Below are 21,050 nucleotides of genomic sequence, written 5' to 3'. Positions count from 1 at the left end.
CGGATCAGATGGTGCCGCTGAACGTGTCGCACTGCGCGGGAGCGCCGGTCCGGTAGCCCTGCGAGAACCACCGCACGCGCTGCTCCGACGTGCCGTGCGAGAAGGACTCGGGGTTGACGTTGCGCCCCGCGTTGCGCTGGATCGTGTCGTCGCCGATGGCCTGCGCGGTGGTGATCGCGTCCGAGATCTCCTGCTGCGTCAGCGGCTTGAGCATCGCGTCCGCGCCCTTGTCCGCGTGGGCCGCCCAGACGCCCGCATAGCAGTCGGCCTGCAGCTCCACGCGGACCGAGCCGCCCTGCGCGCCGCGGCCCTGCTGCGCCTTGTTGATGTCGCCGAGCAGGGTCTGCACGTGGTGCCCGAACTCGTGCGCGACGATGTACTCCTGCGAGAACGGCGCGTTGGTGCCGCCCATCTTCTTGATCACGCGGTCCATGAAGTCGAGTTGGAACACGGCGACCTGGTCGCTCGGGCAGTAGAACGGGCCGGTGTCGGCACCCGCCACGCCGCACGCGGTGTTGATGGACTGCGCGTTCACGGGCATGATCTTCGTCCCGCCGCGCGGGGGCTGGTAGCCGCGCAGGACCGTCGGCCACACCTTGTTCAGGGAGTTCGTCGTCGCGACGATGCGACACGCGGTGTCGGTGTTAGCCAGCTCGTAGGTGCAGCTCTTGAGATGCTGATCGAGTTGCTGGTCGGCTTGCGAGACCGCTCCGTTTCCCGCGCCCTGTGGGGACGGCGAGATCCCGCCGGTGCTGCCGGTGAGGAAGTAGATGAGCAGGCCGATGACGACCGTGCCGATGCCACCGCCGCCGATGATCATGCCGCGGCCCATGCCGCCACCGCCGCCTGCGCTGACGTTACTGGTGTCGAGCGGCCCGTTGCCCTGAAAGGTCATGCGCACAGCATTCCACGACAGGGGTGAGATCGTGAACCGGTTCGCCCCGTAGCATGACAGGCGCTCGAAGATTCCCCGTCGAAAGGACACCCCGAAAGTGCTGCGCACTCACCTGGCCGGATCGTTGCGTGCAGAGGATGCCGGCACCGTCGTCACCCTCGCGGGCTGGGTGGCGCGTCGGCGTGACCACGGCGGAGTGATCTTCATCGACCTGCGCGACAGCTCCGGCGTCGCCCAGGTCGTCTTCCGCGAGTCGGACGTCGCCGAGCAGGCGCACCGGCTGCGCTCCGAGTACTGCGTCCTGGTGACCGGCACCGTCGAGAAGCGGCCCGAGGGCAGCGAGAACCCGAACCTGCCGTCGGGCGCCATCGAGGTCAACGTGACCGAGCTGACCGTGCTCAACGAGTCGGCGCCGCTGCCCTTCCAGCTCGACGAGGAGCCGGGCGAGGAAGCGCGCCTGAAGTACCGCTACCTGGACCTGCGTCGCGAGGCCCCCGCCGCCGCGATCAAGCTGCGAAGCCAGGCCAACGCCGTGGCGCGCAACATCCTGGCGCTCAACGACTTCACCGAGATCGAGACGCCGACGCTGACCCGGTCCACCCCGGAGGGTGCCCGCGACTTCCTCGTGCCCGCGCGGCTGCGCCCCGGCACGTTCTACGCGCTGCCGCAGAGCCCGCAGCTGTTCAAGCAGCTGCTCATGGTCGCCGGCATGGAGCGGTACTACCAGATCGCGCGCTGCTACCGCGACGAGGACTTCCGCGCCGACCGGCAGCCCGAGTTCACCCAGCTCGACATCGAGATGAGCTTCGTGGACCAGGAGGACGTGATCGCCCTCGGCGAGCAGATCGTCAAGGCGCTCTGGTCGCTCATCGGCCACGAGATCCCCACGCCGATCCCGCGCCTGACCTACGCCGAGGCCATGCGCCGCTTCGGCTCCGACAAGCCGGACCTGCGCTTCGGTCTCGAGCTCGTCGAGTGCACCGAGTACTTCAAGGACACGCCGTTCCGCGTCTTCCAGGCGCCGTACGTCGGCGCGGTGGTCATGCCGGGCGGCGCGAGCCAGCCCCGTCGCCAGCTCGACGCGTGGCAGGAGTGGGCCAAGCAGCGCGGCGCCCGCGGCCTCGCGTACGTGCTGATCGGCGAGGACGGCGAGCTGACCGGCCCCGTCGCCAAGAACCTCTCGGACGACGAGCGCGCCGGCCTCGCGGCCCACGTGGGTGCCCAGCCGGGTGACTGCGTCTTCTTCGCCGCCGGCCCCACCAAGACGATGCGCGCCCTGCTCGGCGCGGCCCGCGGCGAGATCGCCGACAAGCTGGGCCTCATCAAGGACGGCGACTGGGCCTTCACCTGGGTCGTCGACGCGCCGCTGTTCGAGCCCGCCGACGACGCGACCGCCTCCGGCGACGTGGCCGTGGGCGACGGCGCCTGGACGGCGGTGCACCACGCCTTCACCAGCCCCAAGCCGGAGTCGATCGACACCTTCGACACCGACCCGGGCAGCGCCCTGGCCTACGCCTACGACATCGTCTGCAACGGCAACGAGATCGGCGGCGGCTCGATCCGTATCCACCGCAAGGACGTTCAGGAGCGCGTGTTCGCGATCATGGGCATCGACGAGGAGCAGGCCCGCGAGAAGTTCGGCTTCCTCCTCGACGCCTTCTCCTACGGCGCCCCGCCGCACGGCGGCATCGCCTTCGGCTGGGACCGTGTGGTCTCGCTGCTCGCCGGCGCGCCGTCGATCCGCGAGGTCATCGCCTTCCCGAAGTCGGGCGGCGGCGTCGACCCGCTCACCGACGCGCCCGCGGCCATCACGGTTCAGCAGCGCCGCGAGTCGGGCATGGACGCCAAGCCCAAGAAGCCGGAGCAGGCCGCGGCGGACCAGGGCGCCGAGCAGAAGTAGCCGCGTGCGCCACATCCGGGTGATCAGCCCGCCGGACCGGACCGACGCGGTACTCGCGCTGTTCCGGTCGCCGGGCGTCACGCACATCACGCTGGCGCCCGCCGCCGCGCTCGCCCCCGCGGGCGACGTGGTCGGCGCCGACGTCACCCGCGAGGCGGCGCACCGTGTGCTGCAGGGCCTCGAGGAGCTCGGCATCCCGGACGAGGGCGCCGTGACCGTCTCGACGCTGGACACGGTGCTCTCCGATGCCGCGGACGCCGCGGAGAAGGCGGTGCCCGGCGACCCGTCGGACGCCGTGGTCTGGGAGGAACTGACCGCCCGGACCCGCGAGGAATCGACGCTCAACTCGACCTTCCTGGCCTTCCTGGTGCTCGCGGTCCTGCTGGCCGCCGTCGGCGTGGTGACCAACTCGCCGGTCACGGTGGTCGGCGCGATGGTCGTGGGGCCGGAGTTCGGGCCGCTCGCCGCGATCGCGGTGGCGCTCGCCACCCGTCGTCTGCACTTCGCGGTGCGCCCGGTGATCGCGCTGTCCGTCGGCTTCCCCGTGGCGATGCTGTGCACCTGGCTGGGCGCGGAGGCCGCGCTCGCCGCGGACCTGTTCACCGTCGACGTCCTCGACTCCGCGGGCCAGGTCGACTTCATCTACCGCGTCGGGCCGTTCTCGCTCATCGTCGCGCTGCTCGCCGGTGCCGCCGGCATGATCTCGATGGTCACCGCGAAGTCGGCCGCCCTGGTGGGCGTCTTCATCTCCGTCACGACGGTGCCCGCCGCCGGATACGCCGTGGTCGCCGCGACGGTCGGGGAGTGGCATCGCGCCCTCGAATCGACGGGGCAGCTCGCGATCAACCTGGTCGGCATCGTCGTCGCGGGTGTCCTCGTGCTGGTCCTGCGCCCCGCGGCGTGGCGCGACATGCGGGAGCAGGTGGGCCTGTGAGCATCGACGCGCTCCGCGAGCTCGACGCGGCCGGCCTGCGGCGGTTGTCCGCCCGGGTCCGCGGCCTCATCGACGACGAGGGCATCACCTACAACGCCCTCGATGCGCTGCCCCCGGCCCACGACCCGGCCGTCCCCGGAGCGGCGACCGAGCCCGGGCCGTGGCGGCTCGACCCGTTGCCGGTGCTGCTCGGCGCGGAGGAGTGGGACGCCCTCGCCCGTGGCGTCGCACAGCGCTCGCTGCTGCTCGACGCGGTTCTCAAGGACTTCTACGGTGAGCAGCGCACCCTGCGCAGCGGCACCGTGCCGCCCGAGGTGCTGTTCGCGCACCCCGGCTTCATCCGGCGGGCGGTCGGCGTCCCGTCGCCCGGCCCGCGCTCGCTGTTCCTGCACGGCGTCGACCTCGGCGAGGCCGCCGGCGACGAGGTGACCGGGTACGTCGCGGTCGCGGACCGGACCCAGGCCCCGTCGGGCGTGGGCTACGCGCTCGCCGACCGCCGGGTGACCTCCCGCGCACTGCCGCGCGAGCTCCGGTCCGAGACGCCGCGTCCCGTCGCGTCCTTCGCGGCGGCCCTGCGTGTCCAGCTGGTCGAGGCGGCGCCGCCCGGCGTCGACGACCCGACCGTCGTCGTGCTCAGCCCCGGCTCGTTCTCCGAGACCGCCTTCGACCAGGCCTACCTCGCGTCCGTCCTCGGCTTCCCGCTCGTCGAGGCGTCCGACCTGACGGTCCGTGACGGGGGCGTGTTCATGCGCTCGCTCGGCCGGATGAAGCGCGTCCACGTGATCCTGCGCCGCGTCGACTCCGAGTTCTCCGACCCGCTCGACCTGCGCACCGACTCGCAGCTCGGCGTCGTCGGCCTGGTGGAGATGATGACCCGCGGGGCGGTCACCGTCGTCAACACGCTCGGCTCGGGCGTGCTCGAGAACCCCGCCCTGCACGCCTACCTGCCGCAGCTGTGCCGCGACCTGCTCGACGAGGATCTCCTGCTGCCGTCCACGCCGACGCTGCACGCCGCGACCCCGGCCGGCCGCGCCGCGGTCGACGGTCCGCTCGACGACCGGCTCGTGCTGAACTTCGCCACCGGCGAGCGCTTCGCGGGCGGGGCGCTCACCGTCGCCGCGGTTGACGAGCTGCGGCAGCGGATCGCCGCCGACCCGACGGCCTGGTGCGTCAAGACCCTCGTCCCGTTCACCGGCCGGCCCGCCGTCGAGCGCGGCGCCGTCACCGAGCGCGGATTCGCGCTGCGCGCCTTCGCCCTCGCGCAGGAGTCCGGGTACACCGTGCTGCCGGGCGGGCTCGGCCAGGTGCTCGTCGACGGTGCCGACGGCGCGCTGCTGCACTCGTCGGCCGCCCGCGACGTGTGGGTGCCCTCCTCGGAGGACCTGCGCGCACCCGCCCGGGTGGCGACCGCGCCCCGCTCGGGACGGATCGGCATCGCCGCGAGCGGGCCCGTCGCGACGCCGCGCGTGCTCTCGGACCAGTTCTGGATCGGCCGGTACGCCGAGCGCGCCGAGGCCACCGTCCGGATGCTGTCGATGGCCCACGACCGGAGCCGCGAGTTCCGTCACCGCCCGTGGCAGGCGGGCGCCGACGTCCTGCAGCCGCTGCTCGACGCGGTGGTCGCGGCCACCGTGACCGACCAGCTCGGCCCGATCGTCGTGGAGGGCACCGAGCAGACCGACGTGCTCGCGCGGCTGCGCCGCCTCACCCTCGACGTGGACGTGCCGGGCAGCGTCGCGCACTCCGGCGTGCGCCTGCGGGCGTGCCTGCGGGCGGTCCGCGACCAGATGTCCACCGACACCTGGCTGGTGCTCAGCGGCGCCGAGCGCTCGCTGGGGCGGCTCGCCGCCGACCGCGACGACGCTGGGGAGCAGCTCGACCAGACCCTCGGCGAGGTGCTGGTCTCGCTGCTGGCGTTCGCCGGCCTCGGCCGGGAGTCGCTGGTGCAGGACCCGGCGTGGCTCATGATGGACGCCGGCCGCCGCATCGAGCGGGCGCTGCAGCTCACTGCCGTGACCCGCGCGATGGTCGTCCCCGAGAACCCCGCCGAGATCGAGGCGGGCCTGCTCGAGGCGTACCTCGTGACCTGCGAGTCCGCCGTCACCTACCGGCGCCGGCACCGCGCCGTGCTCCGCGCGGGCGCCGCGGTCGACCTGATGTTCCTCGACGCGACGAATCCGCGCTCGCTCGTCGCCGCGCTCACGGCGCTCTCCGCCGATCTGGCGCAGCTGCCCGACGAGCTGCGCAGCGCGGCGTGCGAGCGCACCGTCGGCGAGGTCCTGGCGCAGCTGGGGCGTTTCGACCTCGACGACGCCGAGACGATCATCGACGGCCGCCGGTCGGAGATCGATGCCCTGCTGGACGCCGTCGACGAGGGCGTGCGGGAGGTCTCCGACGTGCTCGAGCGCACCCGATTCGCGCCGCCCGCGGCCGCCCGTCCGATCTGGGTGGGGGTGCAATCGTGGGGCTGAGCTTCTCCCGGCGCACCGAGGACTCCCGGACGCGCCGCTACCGTGTGGTGCACGAGACCACCTACACCTACGACGCGGAGGTCACCTCCAGCTTCGGCCGCTGCTACCTCTCGCCGCGGGAGCTGTCCGACCAGCGCGTCGACGAGCACGCCATCATCGTCGGGCCGGAGCCCTCGGACCGCTCGGAGGGGGTCGACGCTTACGGCAACACCGACACCTACTTCCACGTGACGTCGCCGCACACGCGGCTCCTGGTGCGCGGCGAGTCCGTCGTCGAGGTCGACCCGTTGGACCGCGCGATCACCGACGAGGGCCCGGCCCTCGCGCCCTGGGAGCTCGCCCGGCCCGTCGGCGAGACGGGTGCGCTCGCCGCGCAGTACCGCCTCGACCAGCGGCCGCCGGAGATCGACGACGCCGTGCGCGCGTACGCCGACGCGATCTTCACCCCCGGGAAACCGCTGGTGGAGGCCGTCGAGGAACTGACCACGCGGATCTACACGGACTTCGCCTACAGGTCGGGTGCGACGAACGTCTCGACCCGCGTCGGCACCGTCATGGAACGCCGCGAGGGCGTCTGCCAGGACTTCGCGCGCGTCGCCATCGCCTGCCTGCGGTCCAAGGGCCTTGGCGCGCGGTACGTCTCCGGCTACCTCGCGACCGAGCCGCCGCCCGGCCAGGACCGGGTCGTCGGCGCCGGCGCCACCCACGCCTGGGCGGCCGTGTGGCTGCCCGGCGACGCGTGGCTGCCGTTCGACCCCACCAACAACAAGTTCGTCGACGAGCGGCACGTGACCGTCGCCTGGGGGCGCGACTACGAGGACGTTCCGCCGCTGCGCGGCGTCATCTACACCGAATCGAAGGGATCGAAGATCCATGTCTCCGTGGACGTCGCGCCCCTGCCCGACTGAGGTAGGTTGGAAGTGATGGTCACCGCGCTGGGGTACGAGACGACGAGGGCGGCTCTCACCGCGGTGGAGGGCCTGCTGGGGCGCCGGGTCGGCGCCTCCGTCGAGCTGGGCGAACCCGAGGATCTGGGCGGCTCGGGCCGCACGCTGGTGATGCGCGTGCGGGTCCTGCACAACAACCCCCTGCTGCCGCGGTCCGTGGTCATCAAGCAGCTGCGCGCCGCCGACCACACCGACAAGGACCACTCGGAGGCCTTCGCCCGCGAGGGCGCCGCCTACAAGTTCGCCACCGCGCTGCCCGTCGACGCCCGGCCTGGCCCGCAGCTCCTCGCCTCCGACGCGGAGCAGCGCATCCTCGTGCTGCAGGACCTCGGCGAGGGCGAGACGATGGGCGACCTGCTGCGGCGCACGCCGTCGTCGGGCGCCGCCACGGTGCTCTCCGCCTGGGCGCAGGCCCTCGGCCGCATGCACGCCGGCACCTACGGCCGCGAGCGCGACCTGTCGGTGCTCGCCCGCCGCGAGCACACGGACTCGCGCCACGACCCGGTCGCCGGCGAGGCTGCCCGCGCCGCCGAGGCCGTGCCGGCCGCCGTCGGTGGGGTCGACGATGCCGCGCGCGCCGTGCTCGACGCCGCGGTCGCCCTCTTCACCGAGGGACCGTTCCGGGCGTTCAGCCCGTCCGACGTCGGTCCCGACAACACCCACGTCGTGGGCGGCGCCGTCCGCTTCCTCGACTACGAGTGGGCGGGCTTCCGCGACGGCGCGCTGGACGTGGCCTACGTGCTGCTGACCTACCCGGACTGCACCGAGGACGGCCACGACCCCGACCTGGACGTCGCGATCGTCGAGGCCTGGCGCTCCGAGGTCGTGCGCCTGTGGCCGCGCCTCGCCGACGACGTGGCGCTCCGCCGCCACGTGACCACCGCGAAGCTGGCCTGGCTCACCCTCGCCACCTACTGGGCACTCGGCCTCGATTCCGCGAGCCGCATCGACGCCGGACACCTCGACAGCCTGCCCGCCTGGTCGTACGACGACCTGGCCGCCCGCTGGGACCGCCTGGCCGTCGCCGACCCGCGCGTGCGCGATTTCGCCGTCGCGGCCGCCGCGGAGGTCCGCGCGCTATGACCCGCCCCGCGGAGGTCCGCGCCCGGTGACCGGTTCCCTGTTCGGCGACGACGGGGACCTCGGAGCGCCACCCGAAGCACCCCCGGCCCGGGGACCGGTCGAGTTCGTCCCCACCCACACGGGCACCCCGCTCGCGGTCCGCATGCGGCCCCGCGACCTCGACGAGGTGCTCGGCCAGGAGCACCTGCTCGGCCCCGGGACGCCGTTGCGCCGCCTCATCGACGGTGCCGGCGCGGCCAGCGTGATCCTCTACGGCCCGCCCGGCACCGGCAAGACGACCATCGCCTCGCTCATCTCGGGCGCGACGGGGCGCCGGTTCGAGGCGCTCTCCGCGCTGTCGGCGGGAGTCAAGGACGTGCGCGCCGTCATCGAGCTGGCGCGCCGCCGACTCCTCGTCGACGAGCAGACCGTGCTCTTCATCGACGAGGTCCACCGGTTCTCCAAGGCGCAGCAGGACGCGCTGCTCGCGGCCGTCGAGAACCGGGTCGTGCTGCTCGTCGCGGCCACCACCGAGAACCCCAGCTTCTCCGTGGTCTCGCCGCTGCTCTCGCGCTCGCTCATCCTGCAGCTGCGGCCGCTCGAGCCGTCGCACATCTCCGAGCTGATCGACCGGGCCCTCGCGGACCCGCGGGGCTACGACGGTGCGCTGACCATCGCCGACGAGGCCCGCGAGCACCTCGTGCGCCTGGCCGGCGGCGACGCCCGGCGCTCGCTCACCGCGCTCGAGGCGGCCGCGGACGTGACGCTGGGGGAGGGCGGCGACGAGATCACCCTGGAGGCCGTCGAGTCGTCGATCGACACCGCCGCCGTCCGCTACGACCGGGCGGGCGACCAGCACTACGACGTCATCAGCGCCTTCATCAAGTCGATCCGCGGCTCCGACGTGGACGCCGCCCTGCACTACCTGGCCCGGATGATCTCGGCGGGCGAGGATCCCCGGTTCATCGCCCGCCGTCTCGTGGTGCACGCCTCCGAGGACATCGGCATGGCCGATCCGCAGGCGCTGCTCGTCGCCACCGCGGCGGCGCAGGCCGTGCAGCTCATCGGGATGCCCGAGGCTCGGCTCGCGCTGGCCCAGGCCACGATCCACCTCGCCTCGGCGCCCAAGTCCGACGGGGTCGTCGCGGCGATCGGCGCCGCGATGGGCGACGTGGCCGCGGGCAAGGCGGGTGCGGTGCCGCCGCACCTGCGCGACGGCCACTACGCGGGGGCGGAGAAGCTGGGCAATGCGCAGGGCTACGTGTATCCGCACCACGTCCCCGGTGGGGTCGCGGCGCAGCAGTACCCGCCGGACGACCTGGTGGGCGTCGACTACTACACCCCCACCGACCACGGCTTCGAGCGAGAGATCGGCCCGCGGGTAACGCGGCTGCGCGGGATACTCCGGCGGAGATAGAGGGCACCGCGCGACGGTGGCCGAGGAAGCTGGGTGCGTGGGCACGTGGCGCGTCGGTAAGGTGGTCGGGTCGCTGTAACGCTCGATGACACAAGAACACGAAGGATCGTTGTGCAGACCCATGAGATTCGGAAGCGGTTCACGGACCACTTCGTCAAGGCCGGACACACCCAGGTGCCGAGTGCGTCGCTGGTCCTGAACGACCCGAATCAGCTGTTCGTCATCGCGGGCATGGTGCCCTTCGTGCCGTTCTTCCTGGGCCAGCAGACGCCGCCCTACGACCGCGCCACGTCGATCCAGAAGTGCGTCCGCACGCTGGACATCGAAGAGGTCGGCATCACCACCCGGCACAACACCTTCTTCCAGATGGCCGGCAACTTCAGCTTCGGCGACTACTTCAAGCGCGAGGCGATCCGGTTCGCCTGGTCGCTGCTGACGAACCCGGTCGACGAGGGTGGCTTCGGAATGGATCCCGAGCGCCTGTGGTCGACGGTCTACCTCGACGACGACGAGGCCCGCGACCTGTGGCTCGAGGTCGGCCAGGTCCCCGAGCGCATCCAGCGCCGCGGCATGAAGGACAACTACTGGTCGATGGGTATCCCCGGCCCGGCCGGCCCGTGCTCGGAGATCTTCTACGACCGCGGCCCCGAGTACGGCGTCGAGGGCGGCCCCGAGGCCGACGAGGACCGCTACATCGAGATCTGGAACCTCGTCTTCATGCAGAACGAGCGTGGCCAGGGCGGCGGCAAGGAGAACTTCGAGATCCTCGGCGAGCTGCCGAAGAAGAACATCGACACCGGTATGGGCGTCGAGCGCGTCGCCTTCCTGCTGCAGGGCGTCGACAACGTCTACGACACCGACCTGCTGCGTCCCGTGATCGACCGCGCGCAGGAGCTCACCGGCCAGCGGTACAACGCCGGCGACGCCGAGCACGACCGCCTCTTCCGCGTCATCGCCGACCACACCCGCACCGCCGTCATGCTCATCCAGGACGGCGTGAACCCCGGCAACGACGGCCGCGGCTACGTGCTGCGCCGCCTGCTCCGCCGCGTCGTCCGCTCGGCGCGCCTGCTCGGCGCCACGGGCGAGACCATGGGCGAGTTCGTGGACACCGTGATCTCGACGATGTCGCCGTCGTACCCCGAGCTGGCCGACGACGCGCAGCGCATCCGCACCGTCGCCACCGGCGAGGAGCAGGCCTTCCTCAAGACCCTCGAGCAGGGCACCACCCTGTTCGGCAACGCCGTCGACTCCACCAAGTCCTCCGGGCGGACGGTGCTCTCCGGCGACGACGCGTTCACCCTGCACGACACCTACGGCTTCCCGATCGACCTCACGTTGGAGATGGCCTCGGAGGCAGGCCTGACCGTCGACGAGGACGGCTTCCGCGCCCTCATGACCGAGCAGCGCCAGCGCGCGAAGGACGACGCGAACTCCCGCAAGTCGGCGCTCGCCGACCTCTCGGTGTTCCGCGAGTTCCTCGACCGCGGTCCCACCGAGTTCACCGGCTTCGACGAGTTGGTCTCCGACGCCCAGGTCCTCGGCCTGGTCAAGGACGGTGTCCGCGTGCCGGTCGTGCACCAGGGCGACGACGTGGAGATCGTGCTCGACCGGAGCCCCCTCTACGCCGAGGCGGGCGGCCAGCTCGCCGACATCGGCACCATCACCACCGCCGCCGGTGCGCAGATCGTCGTGACCGACGTGCAGCGCGTCGCCAAGACGCTGTGGCGGCACCAGGGCACCGTCGCCTCCGGCGAGGTCTCCGAGGGCGACACCGTGACCGTCGCGGTCGACGCGGGCCACCGACACGGCAGCACGCAGGGCCATTCCGGCACCCACCTCGTGCACGCCGCACTGCGCCAGGTGCTCGGCCCGAACGCCGTCCAGGCCGGTTCGCTCAACAAGCCCGGCTACCTGCGCTTCGACTTCCGCTGGTCGGGCGGCCTCACCGACGACCAGCGCGCCGACATCGAGCGCGTCACCAATGAGGCCGTGCAGGCCGACTACGCCGTGAACACGGAGGTCACCGACCTGGAGACCGCCAAGCAGCGCGGCGCGATGGCGCTGTTCGGCGAGAACTACGGCGACCGGGTCCGCGTCGTCGAGATCGGCGGCCCGTTCTCGATGGAGCTGTGCGGTGGCACGCACGTCGCCAGCTCGGGCCTCGTCGGCCCCGTCACCGTGCTCGGCGAGAGCTCCGTCGGCTCCGGCGTCCGCCGTGTCGAGGCCTACGTCGGCCTCGATTCGCAGCAGTACCTCGCGAAGGAGCACGCGCTGGTCTCCGCGTTGTCCAGCTCGCTCAAGGTGCCCTCCGAGGAGGTGCCCGCGCGCGTCGAGTCGCTGGTCAGCCGCCTCAAGGACGCCGAGAAGGAGCTCGAGAAGCTGCGTGCGCAGGCCGCCCTCGCGGCGCTGGCCGAGCTCGCCTCATCGCCCGAGCGCGTCGGCGCGGTCCGGCTCGTCGCCGCGAAGGCCCCGCAGGGCGTCACCGCCGGCGAGCTGCGCGGCCTCGTGACCCAGCTCAAGGGCCGCCTCGGCGCCGAGCCCGCCGTCATCGCCCTGTTCGCGGTCGACGGCGACAAGGTCCCCTTCGTGGTGGCCGCGAACGACGCCGCCCAGGACCTGGGCGTCAAGGCGGGCGATGTGGTCAAGGCCGCGGCCCCCTCGGTGGGCGGCCGCGGCGGCGGCAAGGCCGATATGGCGCAGGGCGCCGGATCGGACGCCTCCGGGATCGACGGTGCCCTCTCCGCGGTGCGGACCGAGGTCGCGCGGACGGTCGGCGCCTGACGGTGAGCGGCGCGGAGCCCGGCTGGGAGCGGGGCCGGCGGCTGGCCCTCGACGTGGGCAAGGCCCGCATCGGGGTGGCCGTCTGCGATCCCGAGGGGATCCTCGCGACACCGGTCGAGACGGTCCGTGCGGCGAAGGACGGATCCGACCTGCGCCGGATCGCGCAGCTCGTGACCGACTACGAACCCGTCGAGATCGTGATCGGCTTGCCGCGGACCCTCCGCGGTGAGCGCGGCGCGTCGGCGAAGATGGCCGAGGGCTTCGCCCGGCGGCTCGCCGGGGTTCTCGGTGCCACGAGTGCCACCCCGCCACGGGTATGTTTTTTCGATGAGCGCTTCACCACCGTCACGGCGCAGCGGGCGCTGCGCGAGAACGGGGTGCGGGCGAAGGAGCAGCGAGCGGTGATCGATCAGGCCGCCGCGGTGGCCATCCTGCAGGGGTGGCTCGACGAGCGGAGGCCGGTAGCCGGCCCCGAGGAGGTCGACGAGTGAGCGACGGGTGGAACAACGAGCGCGCCGATCCGGTGTCGATCGGTGGGCAGCGCACCACCCGCGCGGAACGGCGCCGCGCTGCGCAGCGGGAGCGGATCAAGCGCCGGCGCCGGGTGGCGCTGCTGTCACTGATCGTCGTCTTCCTGGTCGTCATCGGCGGTGTGCTGTGGACGGTGCGCGGCTCCCTGTTCGGCGGCGCGTCCGCCCCCGACGACTACGCCTCCGGCCAGGCCGGCCCCGAGGTGGTGGTCCACATCGTCGGCCAGAACAACTCCGACTTCGCACAGAACCTCGTCGACGCGGGCGTGGTGAAGTCCGTCGGCGCGTTCAACCAGGCGGCGGGCGACAAGCCGATCTCGGCGGGGTACTACGAGCTGCGCAAGTCGTTGCCCGCGTCCGAGGTCGTCACCATGCTGGTCGACCCGGCGCGCTCGCACCGGGTGGGCATGCTCAACGTCTCGGCCGGCGCGGTCCTCGACGACAAGCGCAGCAAGGACAACAAGGTCGCGCAGGGCATTTTCAGCCAGCTCTCCGCGGCCACCGCGCACACCGTCGACGGGGTGAAGAAGCAGACCCCGAAGGCCGATTTCGTCCGGGTCGCCTCCAGCGCGAGCGTCGCCGACCTCGGCGTCCCCGAGTGGGCCGCCGCCACCGTGACCCGGCTCAAGGGCGACCATCGCCGCATCGAGGGCCTCATCGCGCCCGGCGTGTGGGACCAGATCGACCCGTCGGGCACGCCCATCGGCATCCTCAAGCAGCTCATCACCGCGTCGGCGAAGCAGTACGAGGCGCAGGGCCTGCTCACCGCGAGCCGCAGCTCGCCGGCCAAGCTGGCGCCGTATCAGGTGCTGGTGTCGGCGTCGATCGTGGAGCGCGAGGTCAACCAGGCCGACGACTACCCGAAGGTCGCCCGGGTGATCCTCAACCGGCTCGCGAAGGACCAGAAGCTGGAGATGGACTCCACGGTCAACTACGGCGAGGCCGTGACCGGCATCGACGTCGCCGGAGAGAAGCTGCTCAAGAAGACCGAGTGGAACACGTACGCCAAGACGGGTCTGCCCGCGACGCCCATCGGCGCGGTCGGCACGGACGCCCTGGTGGCCACCGAGAACCCGGCGCCCGGGCCGTGGCTGTACTTCGTCACCGTCGACAGCAAGGGCACGACGCTCTTCACCGACGACTTCGCGCAGCACGAGCGGAACCGGCAGAAGGCGTGTGACACCAAGTTCCTGACGGTGGGCTGCGGCCCGTGACGAGGCGCGCCGCCGTCCTCGGGAAGCCGATCGCGCATTCGCTCTCGCCCGTTCTGCACGGGGCGGCGTTCGTCGCGCTCGGTCTCGACGACTGGACCTACGAGCGGATCGAGTGCGACGCCGACGCGCTGCCCGGGCTCGTCGGCGGTTTCGGCCCCGAGTGGGTCGGCGTCTCGGTGACGATGCCCGGGAAGTTCGCGGCGCTGGAGTTCGCGGACGAGCGCACCGACCGCGCCGTCACCGTCGGCTCGGCCAACACGCTGGTGCGCACCGAGGCGGGCTGGCTCGCGGACTGCACCGACGTCGACGGCGCCGACGGCCTCCTCGCGGAGTGCGGCGCGGCGGGGGAGTCGGCGGTCGTCGTCGGCGCGGGTGGCACGGCCCGCCCGGTGTTCGCCGCGCTCGCCGACCGGAGCTTCGTCCGCACGACGGTGCTCGCCCGCTCGGAGGAGCGGGCCCAGGGCGCGCTGGCGTGCGCCGAGGCCTTCGGGCTCAGCGCCGCCTGGGCGCCGCTCACCGCGGCCGCGGTGCCCCAGGCCGACGTCGTCGTCTCCACCCTGCCCGGCTCTGCCCAACCCGACGACTTCCCGCTGATGGATGCCCTCTCCTCGGCGGCGCCGGCCGTCGCCGATGTCGCCTACGACCCGTGGCCCACGCTGCTCGTGGCGGCCGCCGAGTCGAAGGGCGCGCGGACCGCCGGCGGCCTGACGATGCTGCTGCACCAGGCCTTCCGGCAGGCCGAGTGGTTCACCGGCAGGCCCGCGCCGCGCGAGGCGATGGCGGCGGCGCTGGCCACCGCGAGGGAGGCACGATGAGCACCGACTTCCGCTACCGCTTCCGGCCGCGCTACTACGAGATCGACCGCCAGGGCGTCATGTTCAACATGTGGTACCTCGGCTACGTCGACACGGCGATCGGCGAGTTCTACGCCGACCGCGGCACGCCGTACGAGGCGATGATCGCAGCGGGCTACGACTCGCAGGTTGTGCACGTCGAGCTCGACTACGCCGCGGGGCTGACCGACGAGGGCGACACCGAACTCGTCATGCGGACCGGGCGGATCGGCACGAAGAGCTTCACGATCGAGTTCGTCTTCGTCACGGACCTCGACGCCGACGAGCCGACCGAGGCCGTCGCCGGGCGGATCGTCTACGCCGTGATCGCCGCCGACGGCTCGGGCTCCATCCCGATTCCCGATGCGCTGCGCGAGGCCCTGCAGGCCTGACACACTGGGGCCGTGGAGTGGGGGCTCTTCGGGGGTGTCTTCCTGGCGTGGTGCGCGGCACTGTGCTGGTTCGACGTGCGCGAGCGGCGGCTGCTGAACGTCCTGACCCTGCCCGCGGCGTGCGTCGCCTTCGCCGGCGCGCTCTGGGCAGTGTTCGACGGTGCCCCCGCCCCGCTCGTCGGGGCTGCGCTCTGGACCGCGGTGAACGGCGCCGCCTTCCTCGCGCGCGGCATGGGTGCGGGTGATGTGAAGCTCGCGCCGACCCTCGGCGCCGCCGTCGCCTGGTCGGGTGGTATCCCCGCGGTGCTCCTCGCGATCCTCGGCGCGCAGCTGCTCACGCTGGTGTGGGCGCTCGTCGCGCGCGACCGCTCGGTACCCCATGGCCCACCGATGATCGCCGCGGCACTCGGCGCCGCGGCACTCGCCGGCTGACGATTCCCTTGGATCCACGGTGAGCGCAAGGGGTCACAGGCGAAACCGCGCGGCCTACCGTCGAATCCGTGACCGCACCGACCTCACGCCCTGTCCTCGGGATAGCCCTGGAGCCGTTCGGCTGGCATCCCGCAGCGTTCGCGGAGGTCGGCGCGGATCCACTGGAGGCCACCTCCGCGGAGCACTGGGTTGGGCTGGCCCGCTCCGCGGAGGTGGCCGCCGCCGACCTCGTGACCTTCGAGGACTCCTTCTCGCTCACCGCCCGCGACCGCCTCACCGGCCGGTTCGACGCCACCCTGCTCGCCGCCCGCGTGGCGCCCGCGGTCCCGCGGATCGGCCTGGTCCCCACGGTGACCGCCACCCATACCGAGCCCTTCCACGCCTCGAAGGCGATCGCGACGCTCGACTACGTCAGCGGCGGTCGCGCCGGCGTGCTCCCCGCCACCACGGGCGACGCGGGCGAGGCGGCCCTCTTCGGCCGGAAGGCGCCGCAGGACGCGGCGTCCCGTGCCGTCGAGGCCCGCGAGTACATCGAGGTGCTGCAGGACCTCTGGGACAGCTGGGAGGACGAGGCCATCGTCAAGGACGTCGCCACCGGGCGGTTCGTCGACCGGGACCGGCTGCACTACATCGACTTCCAGGGCGAGAACTTCTCCGTCAAGGGGCCGTCGATCACGCCGCGGCCCCCGCAGGGGCGGCCACCCGTGATCGTCCGCGTCACCGACGCCGCCTCCGAGTCCGTGGCCGCGGGCGCCGATGTCGCGATCGTCCCCGCGGCACCCGACGATCAGCTCGCCGAGACCGTCCGGCGGCTCCGCGCATCCGGGGTGCCGCTGCTGCTGGTGGACGTCACTGTCCACCTCGCCGACTCCGAGCGGACCGCGCTGCGCCGCATCGAGAAGCTGGACCGGCGCGAGCCCGCGGACGACGACACGAGCGTCTTCGCCGGGACGGGGGAGTCCCTGGCGCGCACCGTCTCCGGATGGCAGTCCCTCGGCTTCGACGGTGCCCGCCTGCGTCCCGGGGTCAACGCCGTCGACCTGCCCCGCCTGCGGTCCGCGTTCGCGCCGCTCCTCCCAGGAGCCCCGCGCACGGGGACACTCCGCGAGATCCTCGGCCTCGCACCCGCGGTCAACCGTTTCGCCGCTGTGAAGGGAGCCTGATGACCGGGCTGAACGTCCTCGACCTCGCGCCGATCCCGGACGGCGGCACGCCGTCGGACGCGCTGCGCAACACCCTGGACCTCGCGCGCCGCGCCGAGGACTGGGGCTACGGCAGGTACTGGGTCGCCGAGCACCACTTCGCGCACGTCGCGAGCGCCGCCCCGGCCGTGCTGATCGGTGAGATCCTGGCCCGCACGAGCCGGATCCGCGTCGGCTCGGCGGCGGTGCTCATCGGCTTCACCACCGCGCCCGCCGTCGCCGACTCCTTCGGCGTGCTGGCCGCGCTGCATCCCGGCCGGGTGGACATCGGCCTCGGGCGGACGGGGCAGCGCCTGCGGACGCCCCCGCCGGGAGCGCCCGCGCCGAACCCCGCGATCGTCGCCGGCTACGAGCAGCTCTACCACCCGAAGGCCGAGCCCCCGAGCTACACCCAGCAGGTCGAGGACGTCCTCGCCCTGGTCGGCGGCACGTTCACCGCCGACGGGCACGCGCTGCGCTCCCCGGTCGCGGAGGCGGCCCGGGACGCGCCCGTGTGGATCTTCGGCAGCAGTGCGGGGGAGAGCGCGCAGCTCGCCGGTGCCCGCGGTCTGCCCTTCGTGGCGAACTATCACGTCAGCCCTTCCAGCACCCTGGAGGCGGCGCGGGCCTACCGGGAGGCCTTCCGGCCCTCCGACCGCCTCGCGGCGCCGCACCTCGTGGTGAGCGCCGACGTGGTGGTCGGCGACACCGACGCCCAGGCACGGGAGCTCGCCGCCGGCTTCCCCGCCTGGGTGCACTCGATCCGCTACGGCAGCGGAGCGATCGCCTACCCGCGCGACAGCGCCGGCCTCACGGACGAGGAGCGCGCGCAGGTCGCCGACCGGACCGACACCCAGTTCGTCGGCGAGCCCGGCCGCGTCGCCGACGGGTTGCGTGCCCTCGTCGAGCGCACCGGCGCCGACGAGCTGGTGATCACCTCGGTCACGCACGATCACGCCGCGCGACTGCGCAGCCACGAACTCCTGGCCAAGGAATGGGGCCTCCTGTGACGATCGACCGCGCCGACGTCCCCGTGCGGGAGGGTGTGCACCGCAAGCCGATCCACCTCGCCGCGCACTTCCCCGGCGTCAATCACAACACCGTGTGGTCGGATCCCGCGGCCCGCAGCCAGGTGGAGTTCGACTCCTTCGTCCACCTCGCGCGCGCCGCCGAGCGCGCCAAGTTCGACTTCTTCTTCCTCGCCGAGGGGCTGCGGCTGCGCGAGCACCTCGGGCGCATCCACGACCTCGACGTGGTGGGCCGCCCCGACACGTTCACGGTGCTCGCGGCGCTGGCGGCCGTCACCGACCGGATCGGCCTCGCGGGCACCATCAACACGACCTTCAACGAGCCCTTCGACGTGGCGCGACAGTTCGGCACGCTCGATCACCTCAGTGGCGGCCGCGCGGCCTGGAACATGGTCACCAGTTCCGATGCGTTCACGGGCGAGAACTTCCGCCGCGGGGGATACCTCGCGCACGCGGACCGGTACCATCGCGCCGACGAGTTCGTGACCGTCGCGCGGAAGTTCTGGGACGGGTGGGGCGCGGGCGACGTCGTGCACCACGGGACGCAGTTCGACGTGCGCGGTTCGGCGCCGCTCCCGCCGTCGCCGCAGGGGCACCCCGTCCTGCTGCAGGCGGGGGACTCCGGCGAGGGACGCGACTTCGCCGCGGCGCAGGCCGACGCGATCTTCACCCGGCACGGCTCGCTCGAGAGCGGCCGCACCTTCTACGCCGACGTCAAACGGCGCGCGGCCGACCGCGGCCGGAACCCCGACCACCTCAAGGTCTTCCCGGGCGCGGCCGCCGTCGTCGGCGATACGCCGGACGAGGCGCAGGAGAAGGCGCGCGACATCCGGCGCCGGCAGGTCAGCCCGCAGACCGCGCTGAACTTCCTCGAGCAGGTGTGGGGCCGGGAACTGCAGTCCTTCGATCCCGACGGTCCGCTGCCCGACGTGGATCCGGTCTACGACGCCCCCGCGGTGCAGGGCCGCGTGCTGCACGCGGATCCCCGCGAGATCGTCGCGACCTACCGCGCCCGGGCCGAGGCCGGCGGCCTCTCCATCCGCGAGCTGGTCATCGAGCTCAACACCCGGCCGCAGTTCGTGGGGACGGCTCAGCAGGTGGCCGACGAGATCGATACCTACATCCAGGCCGACGCCGCCGACGGCTTCATCCTGGTTCCGCACCTCACGCCCACCGGGTTGGACGAGTTCATCGACGGCGTGGTCCCGCTGCTGCAGGAGCGCGGGGCCTTCCGCACCGAGTACGCGGGCACCACCCTCCGCGATCACCTCGGCCTGCCCGTCCCGGGGGCGGCGTCGGGAGCGCAGCGCGCCGGTTAGCGCCTCTTCACTGGATTGCCTCGCGCGCCCGGCTGGAACCGGTTACCGTGCGGCCATGAGCCGTGCGATGCGTCCCGATCTGTCCGGTGTCGACCCCCTCGTGGTGAACCTCACCCACCGCGTGTGCCTGGGCGACCTGCCCACCCGCGCCGCCCGCGCCTTCGGCGATCGCGTCGCGCTCGTCGACGGCGGCACGACGGTGACGTACCGCGAGCTGGAGAGCCGCTCGAACGCCCTGGCCCGGGGCCTGCAGGCGCGCGGGTACGTCCGCGGCGACGCGATCGCACTGCAGCTGCAGAACCGGTGGGAGTTCGTGGTCTCCCTGTTCGCGTGCGCGAAGCTCGGCGTCGTGGCGATGCCGCTGAACCTGCTGCTGGGGCCGGGCGACGTCGCGTACCAGCTCGGCGACAGCGGCGTGCGCGCCGTCATCACCGAGGACGTCTTCGCGCCCGCGCTCACCGCGGCCCTCGACGCCGCCGACCACGGGGTCGAGGCCGTCTACATCGTGGCCAACGGCGGCGGCGTGCTTCCCGCTGAGGTGGGCGGCGTCCCGTCGACCGCCTTCGCCGACCTGCCCGACGCGGACGACTCCGTCGTGGAGACGATCGTCGAGGACCGCGACATCTTGCACTGCCTGTACACCTCGGGGACCACGGCCCGCCCCAAGGGGGTGGTCACCAGCCATGTCGCCGTGCACATCTCGGCACTGTCCTCCGCGGTCGCGCTCGGCGTGCGGCCCGACGTGCAGCCGGCGGTGCAGCCGATCGCGCTGCCGCTCTTCCACGTCACCGCCCTCGACGCCCTGCTCATGCCCATGCTCGTCACCGGCGGCACCGCGGTCCTCCTGCGCGGCTTCGACCCGGCCGCGCTCGCGGGCGCCTTCGTCGACCACCGGGTCACCCACCTGACGCTGCTGCCGATGATGTGGGCGGCCCTGCTCACCCGCCCCGAGCTCACCGACGAGAACACCGCGTCGCTCCTGACGGGCCTGTACGCGATGGCGCCGATGCCGGCCGAGCTGTTGACGGCGCTGCGGGCCCGGTTCCCCGGCGCCGCCATCATCCTCGGCTCCGGGCAGACCGAGACCACCCCGGCGTCCGAGGTGCAGTGGACCGGCCACCAGGGCGTCAAGGACGACTCCTGGGGCCCGGCGACGGTCTCGACCGACGTCGCGATCATGGGCGACGACGGTGGGTTGCTCCCGCCCGGCGAGGTCGGCGAGATCGTCTACCGCGCACCGCAGCTCATGGAGGGGTATTGGAACAACGCCGCGGCGAACACGGAGGCCTTCGCGCACGGCTGGTTCCACGGCGGTGACATCGGTTACCTCGACGACGAGGGCGTCGTCTACTTCACCGACCGTGCCAAGGACATCATCAAGTCGGGCGGCGAGAACGTCTCCTCGGTGGAGGTCGAGCGCGTCCTGCTCGGCCACGACGCCGTCGCCGAGGTCGCCGTCGTCGGCACCCCGCACGAGCGCTGGGGCGAGGCCGTCACCGCCTTCGTCGTGACGTCACCGTCGGGCGAGGCCGACGGTGACGCCCTTCTCGAGTACGCCCGACAGAACCTCGCGGGCTTCAAGGCGCCCAAGGAGATCGTCTTCGTCGACGCCCTGCCGAAGACCGCGACCGGCAAGATCCAGAAGAACCTCGTCCGGACCCTTCGGGAGACGCACACGTAGCCCAGCCTGACATTCGGACTAGTGGCACTG

At 72.6% G+C, this 21,050-nt stretch carries 17 protein-coding genes; 16 read left to right on the top strand and 1 reads right to left on the bottom strand.

Annotation, left to right across the window (positions count from 1 at the left end; all coding sequences use genetic code 11):
• Window positions 1–4 precede the first annotated feature (4 nt).
• On the bottom strand, window positions 5–895 hold the full coding sequence (gene ypfJ / locus ACM9LD_RS09045; RefSeq protein WP_415676344.1) for a KPN_02809 family neutral zinc metallopeptidase: 891 nt from the start codon (window positions 893–895) through the stop codon (window positions 5–7).
• Window positions 896–992: 97 nt separating this feature from the next.
• On the opposite strand from ypfJ, the gene aspS reads away from it, so the two are divergent.
• The 16 genes from aspS to ACM9LD_RS08965 all read left to right on the top strand — a co-directional run bounded on the left by aspS (window position 993) and on the right by ACM9LD_RS08965 (window position 21,020).
• Window positions 993–2,795, top strand: coding sequence for an aspartate--tRNA ligase (gene aspS / locus ACM9LD_RS09040; protein WP_114514548.1), 1,803 nt, complete (start codon window positions 993–995; stop codon window positions 2,793–2,795).
• Between the two features lie 4 nt (window positions 2,796–2,799).
• Window positions 2,800–3,729, top strand: coding sequence for a DUF389 domain-containing protein (locus ACM9LD_RS09035; protein WP_415676343.1), 930 nt, complete (start codon window positions 2,800–2,802; stop codon window positions 3,727–3,729).
• The gene (locus ACM9LD_RS09030; RefSeq protein ID WP_415676342.1) at window positions 3,726–6,200 is read left to right on the top strand and encodes a circularly permuted type 2 ATP-grasp protein; all 2,475 of its coding nucleotides are present in this window, start codon (window positions 3,726–3,728) and stop codon (window positions 6,198–6,200) included. Before ACM9LD_RS09035 ends, ACM9LD_RS09030 begins: the two co-directional genes overlap by 4 nt.
• A complete protein-coding gene (locus tag ACM9LD_RS09025) occupies window positions 6,191–7,108 on the top strand; it encodes a transglutaminase family protein (RefSeq protein ID WP_415676341.1) in 918 nt (305 codons plus the stop codon). Before ACM9LD_RS09030 ends, ACM9LD_RS09025 begins: the two co-directional genes overlap by 10 nt.
• Before the next feature lie 15 nt (window positions 7,109–7,123).
• Window positions 7,124–8,230, top strand: coding sequence for a hypothetical protein (locus ACM9LD_RS09020; protein ID WP_415676340.1), 1,107 nt, complete (start codon window positions 7,124–7,126; stop codon window positions 8,228–8,230).
• Window positions 8,231–8,255: 25 nt separating this feature from the next.
• A complete protein-coding gene (locus ACM9LD_RS09015; protein WP_415676339.1) occupies window positions 8,256–9,626 on the top strand; it encodes a replication-associated recombination protein A in 1,371 nt (456 codons plus the stop codon).
• 111 nt (window positions 9,627–9,737) lie between these two features.
• On the top strand, window positions 9,738–12,410 hold the full coding sequence (gene alaS / locus ACM9LD_RS09010) for an alanine--tRNA ligase (protein WP_415676338.1): 2,673 nt from the start codon (window positions 9,738–9,740) through the stop codon (window positions 12,408–12,410).
• A gap of 2 nt (window positions 12,411–12,412) precedes the next feature.
• Entirely contained in the window at window positions 12,413–12,901 is a 489-nt protein-coding gene (ruvX, locus tag ACM9LD_RS09005; protein ID WP_415676337.1) for a Holliday junction resolvase RuvX, read from the top strand.
• Window positions 12,898–14,154, top strand: coding sequence for an endolytic transglycosylase MltG (locus ACM9LD_RS09000; RefSeq protein ID WP_415676336.1), 1,257 nt, complete (start codon window positions 12,898–12,900; stop codon window positions 14,152–14,154). Before ruvX ends, ACM9LD_RS09000 begins: the two co-directional genes overlap by 4 nt.
• Window positions 14,151–14,969 carry a shikimate dehydrogenase gene (locus ACM9LD_RS08995; RefSeq protein WP_415676335.1) on the top strand — a complete coding sequence of 273 codons (819 nt, stop codon included), beginning with the start codon at window positions 14,151–14,153 and terminating at the stop codon, window positions 14,967–14,969. Before ACM9LD_RS09000 ends, ACM9LD_RS08995 begins: the two co-directional genes overlap by 4 nt.
• Window positions 14,966–15,379 carry an acyl-CoA thioesterase gene (locus tag ACM9LD_RS08990; protein WP_415676334.1) on the top strand — a complete coding sequence of 138 codons (414 nt, stop codon included), beginning with the start codon at window positions 14,966–14,968 and terminating at the stop codon, window positions 15,377–15,379. The genes ACM9LD_RS08995 and ACM9LD_RS08990 overlap by 4 nt, the downstream gene beginning before the upstream one ends.
• Before the next feature lie 12 nt (window positions 15,380–15,391).
• Entirely contained in the window at window positions 15,392–15,811 is a 420-nt protein-coding gene (locus ACM9LD_RS08985; RefSeq protein ID WP_415676333.1) for a prepilin peptidase, read from the top strand.
• A 68-nt stretch (window positions 15,812–15,879) separates the two neighbouring features.
• Window positions 15,880–16,974 carry an LLM class flavin-dependent oxidoreductase gene (locus ACM9LD_RS08980; RefSeq protein WP_415676332.1) on the top strand — a complete coding sequence of 365 codons (1,095 nt, stop codon included), beginning with the start codon at window positions 15,880–15,882 and terminating at the stop codon, window positions 16,972–16,974.
• Window positions 16,974–18,002 (top strand): MsnO8 family LLM class oxidoreductase, encoded by a 1,029-nt coding sequence (locus tag ACM9LD_RS08975; protein ID WP_415676331.1) that lies wholly within the window; start codon window positions 16,974–16,976, stop codon window positions 18,000–18,002. The genes ACM9LD_RS08980 and ACM9LD_RS08975 overlap by 1 nt, the downstream gene beginning before the upstream one ends.
• The gene (locus tag ACM9LD_RS08970; protein ID WP_415676330.1) at window positions 17,987–19,339 is read left to right on the top strand and encodes an LLM class flavin-dependent oxidoreductase; all 1,353 of its coding nucleotides are present in this window, start codon (window positions 17,987–17,989) and stop codon (window positions 19,337–19,339) included. Before ACM9LD_RS08975 ends, ACM9LD_RS08970 begins: the two co-directional genes overlap by 16 nt.
• Before the next feature lie 55 nt (window positions 19,340–19,394).
• Complete coding sequence (locus tag ACM9LD_RS08965; protein ID WP_415676329.1) at window positions 19,395–21,020, top strand: class I adenylate-forming enzyme family protein; 1,626 nt, start codon at window positions 19,395–19,397, stop codon at window positions 21,018–21,020.
• Window positions 21,021–21,050 lie beyond the last annotated feature (30 nt).

This window comes from Tsukamurella hominis, assembly GCF_965137015.1.
Classification (GTDB): Bacteria; Actinomycetota; Actinomycetes; order Mycobacteriales; family Mycobacteriaceae; genus Tsukamurella; species Tsukamurella hominis.
Note: the sequence above shows the minus strand (reverse complement) of the source record. Positions and strands in the feature narration are given on the sequence as shown.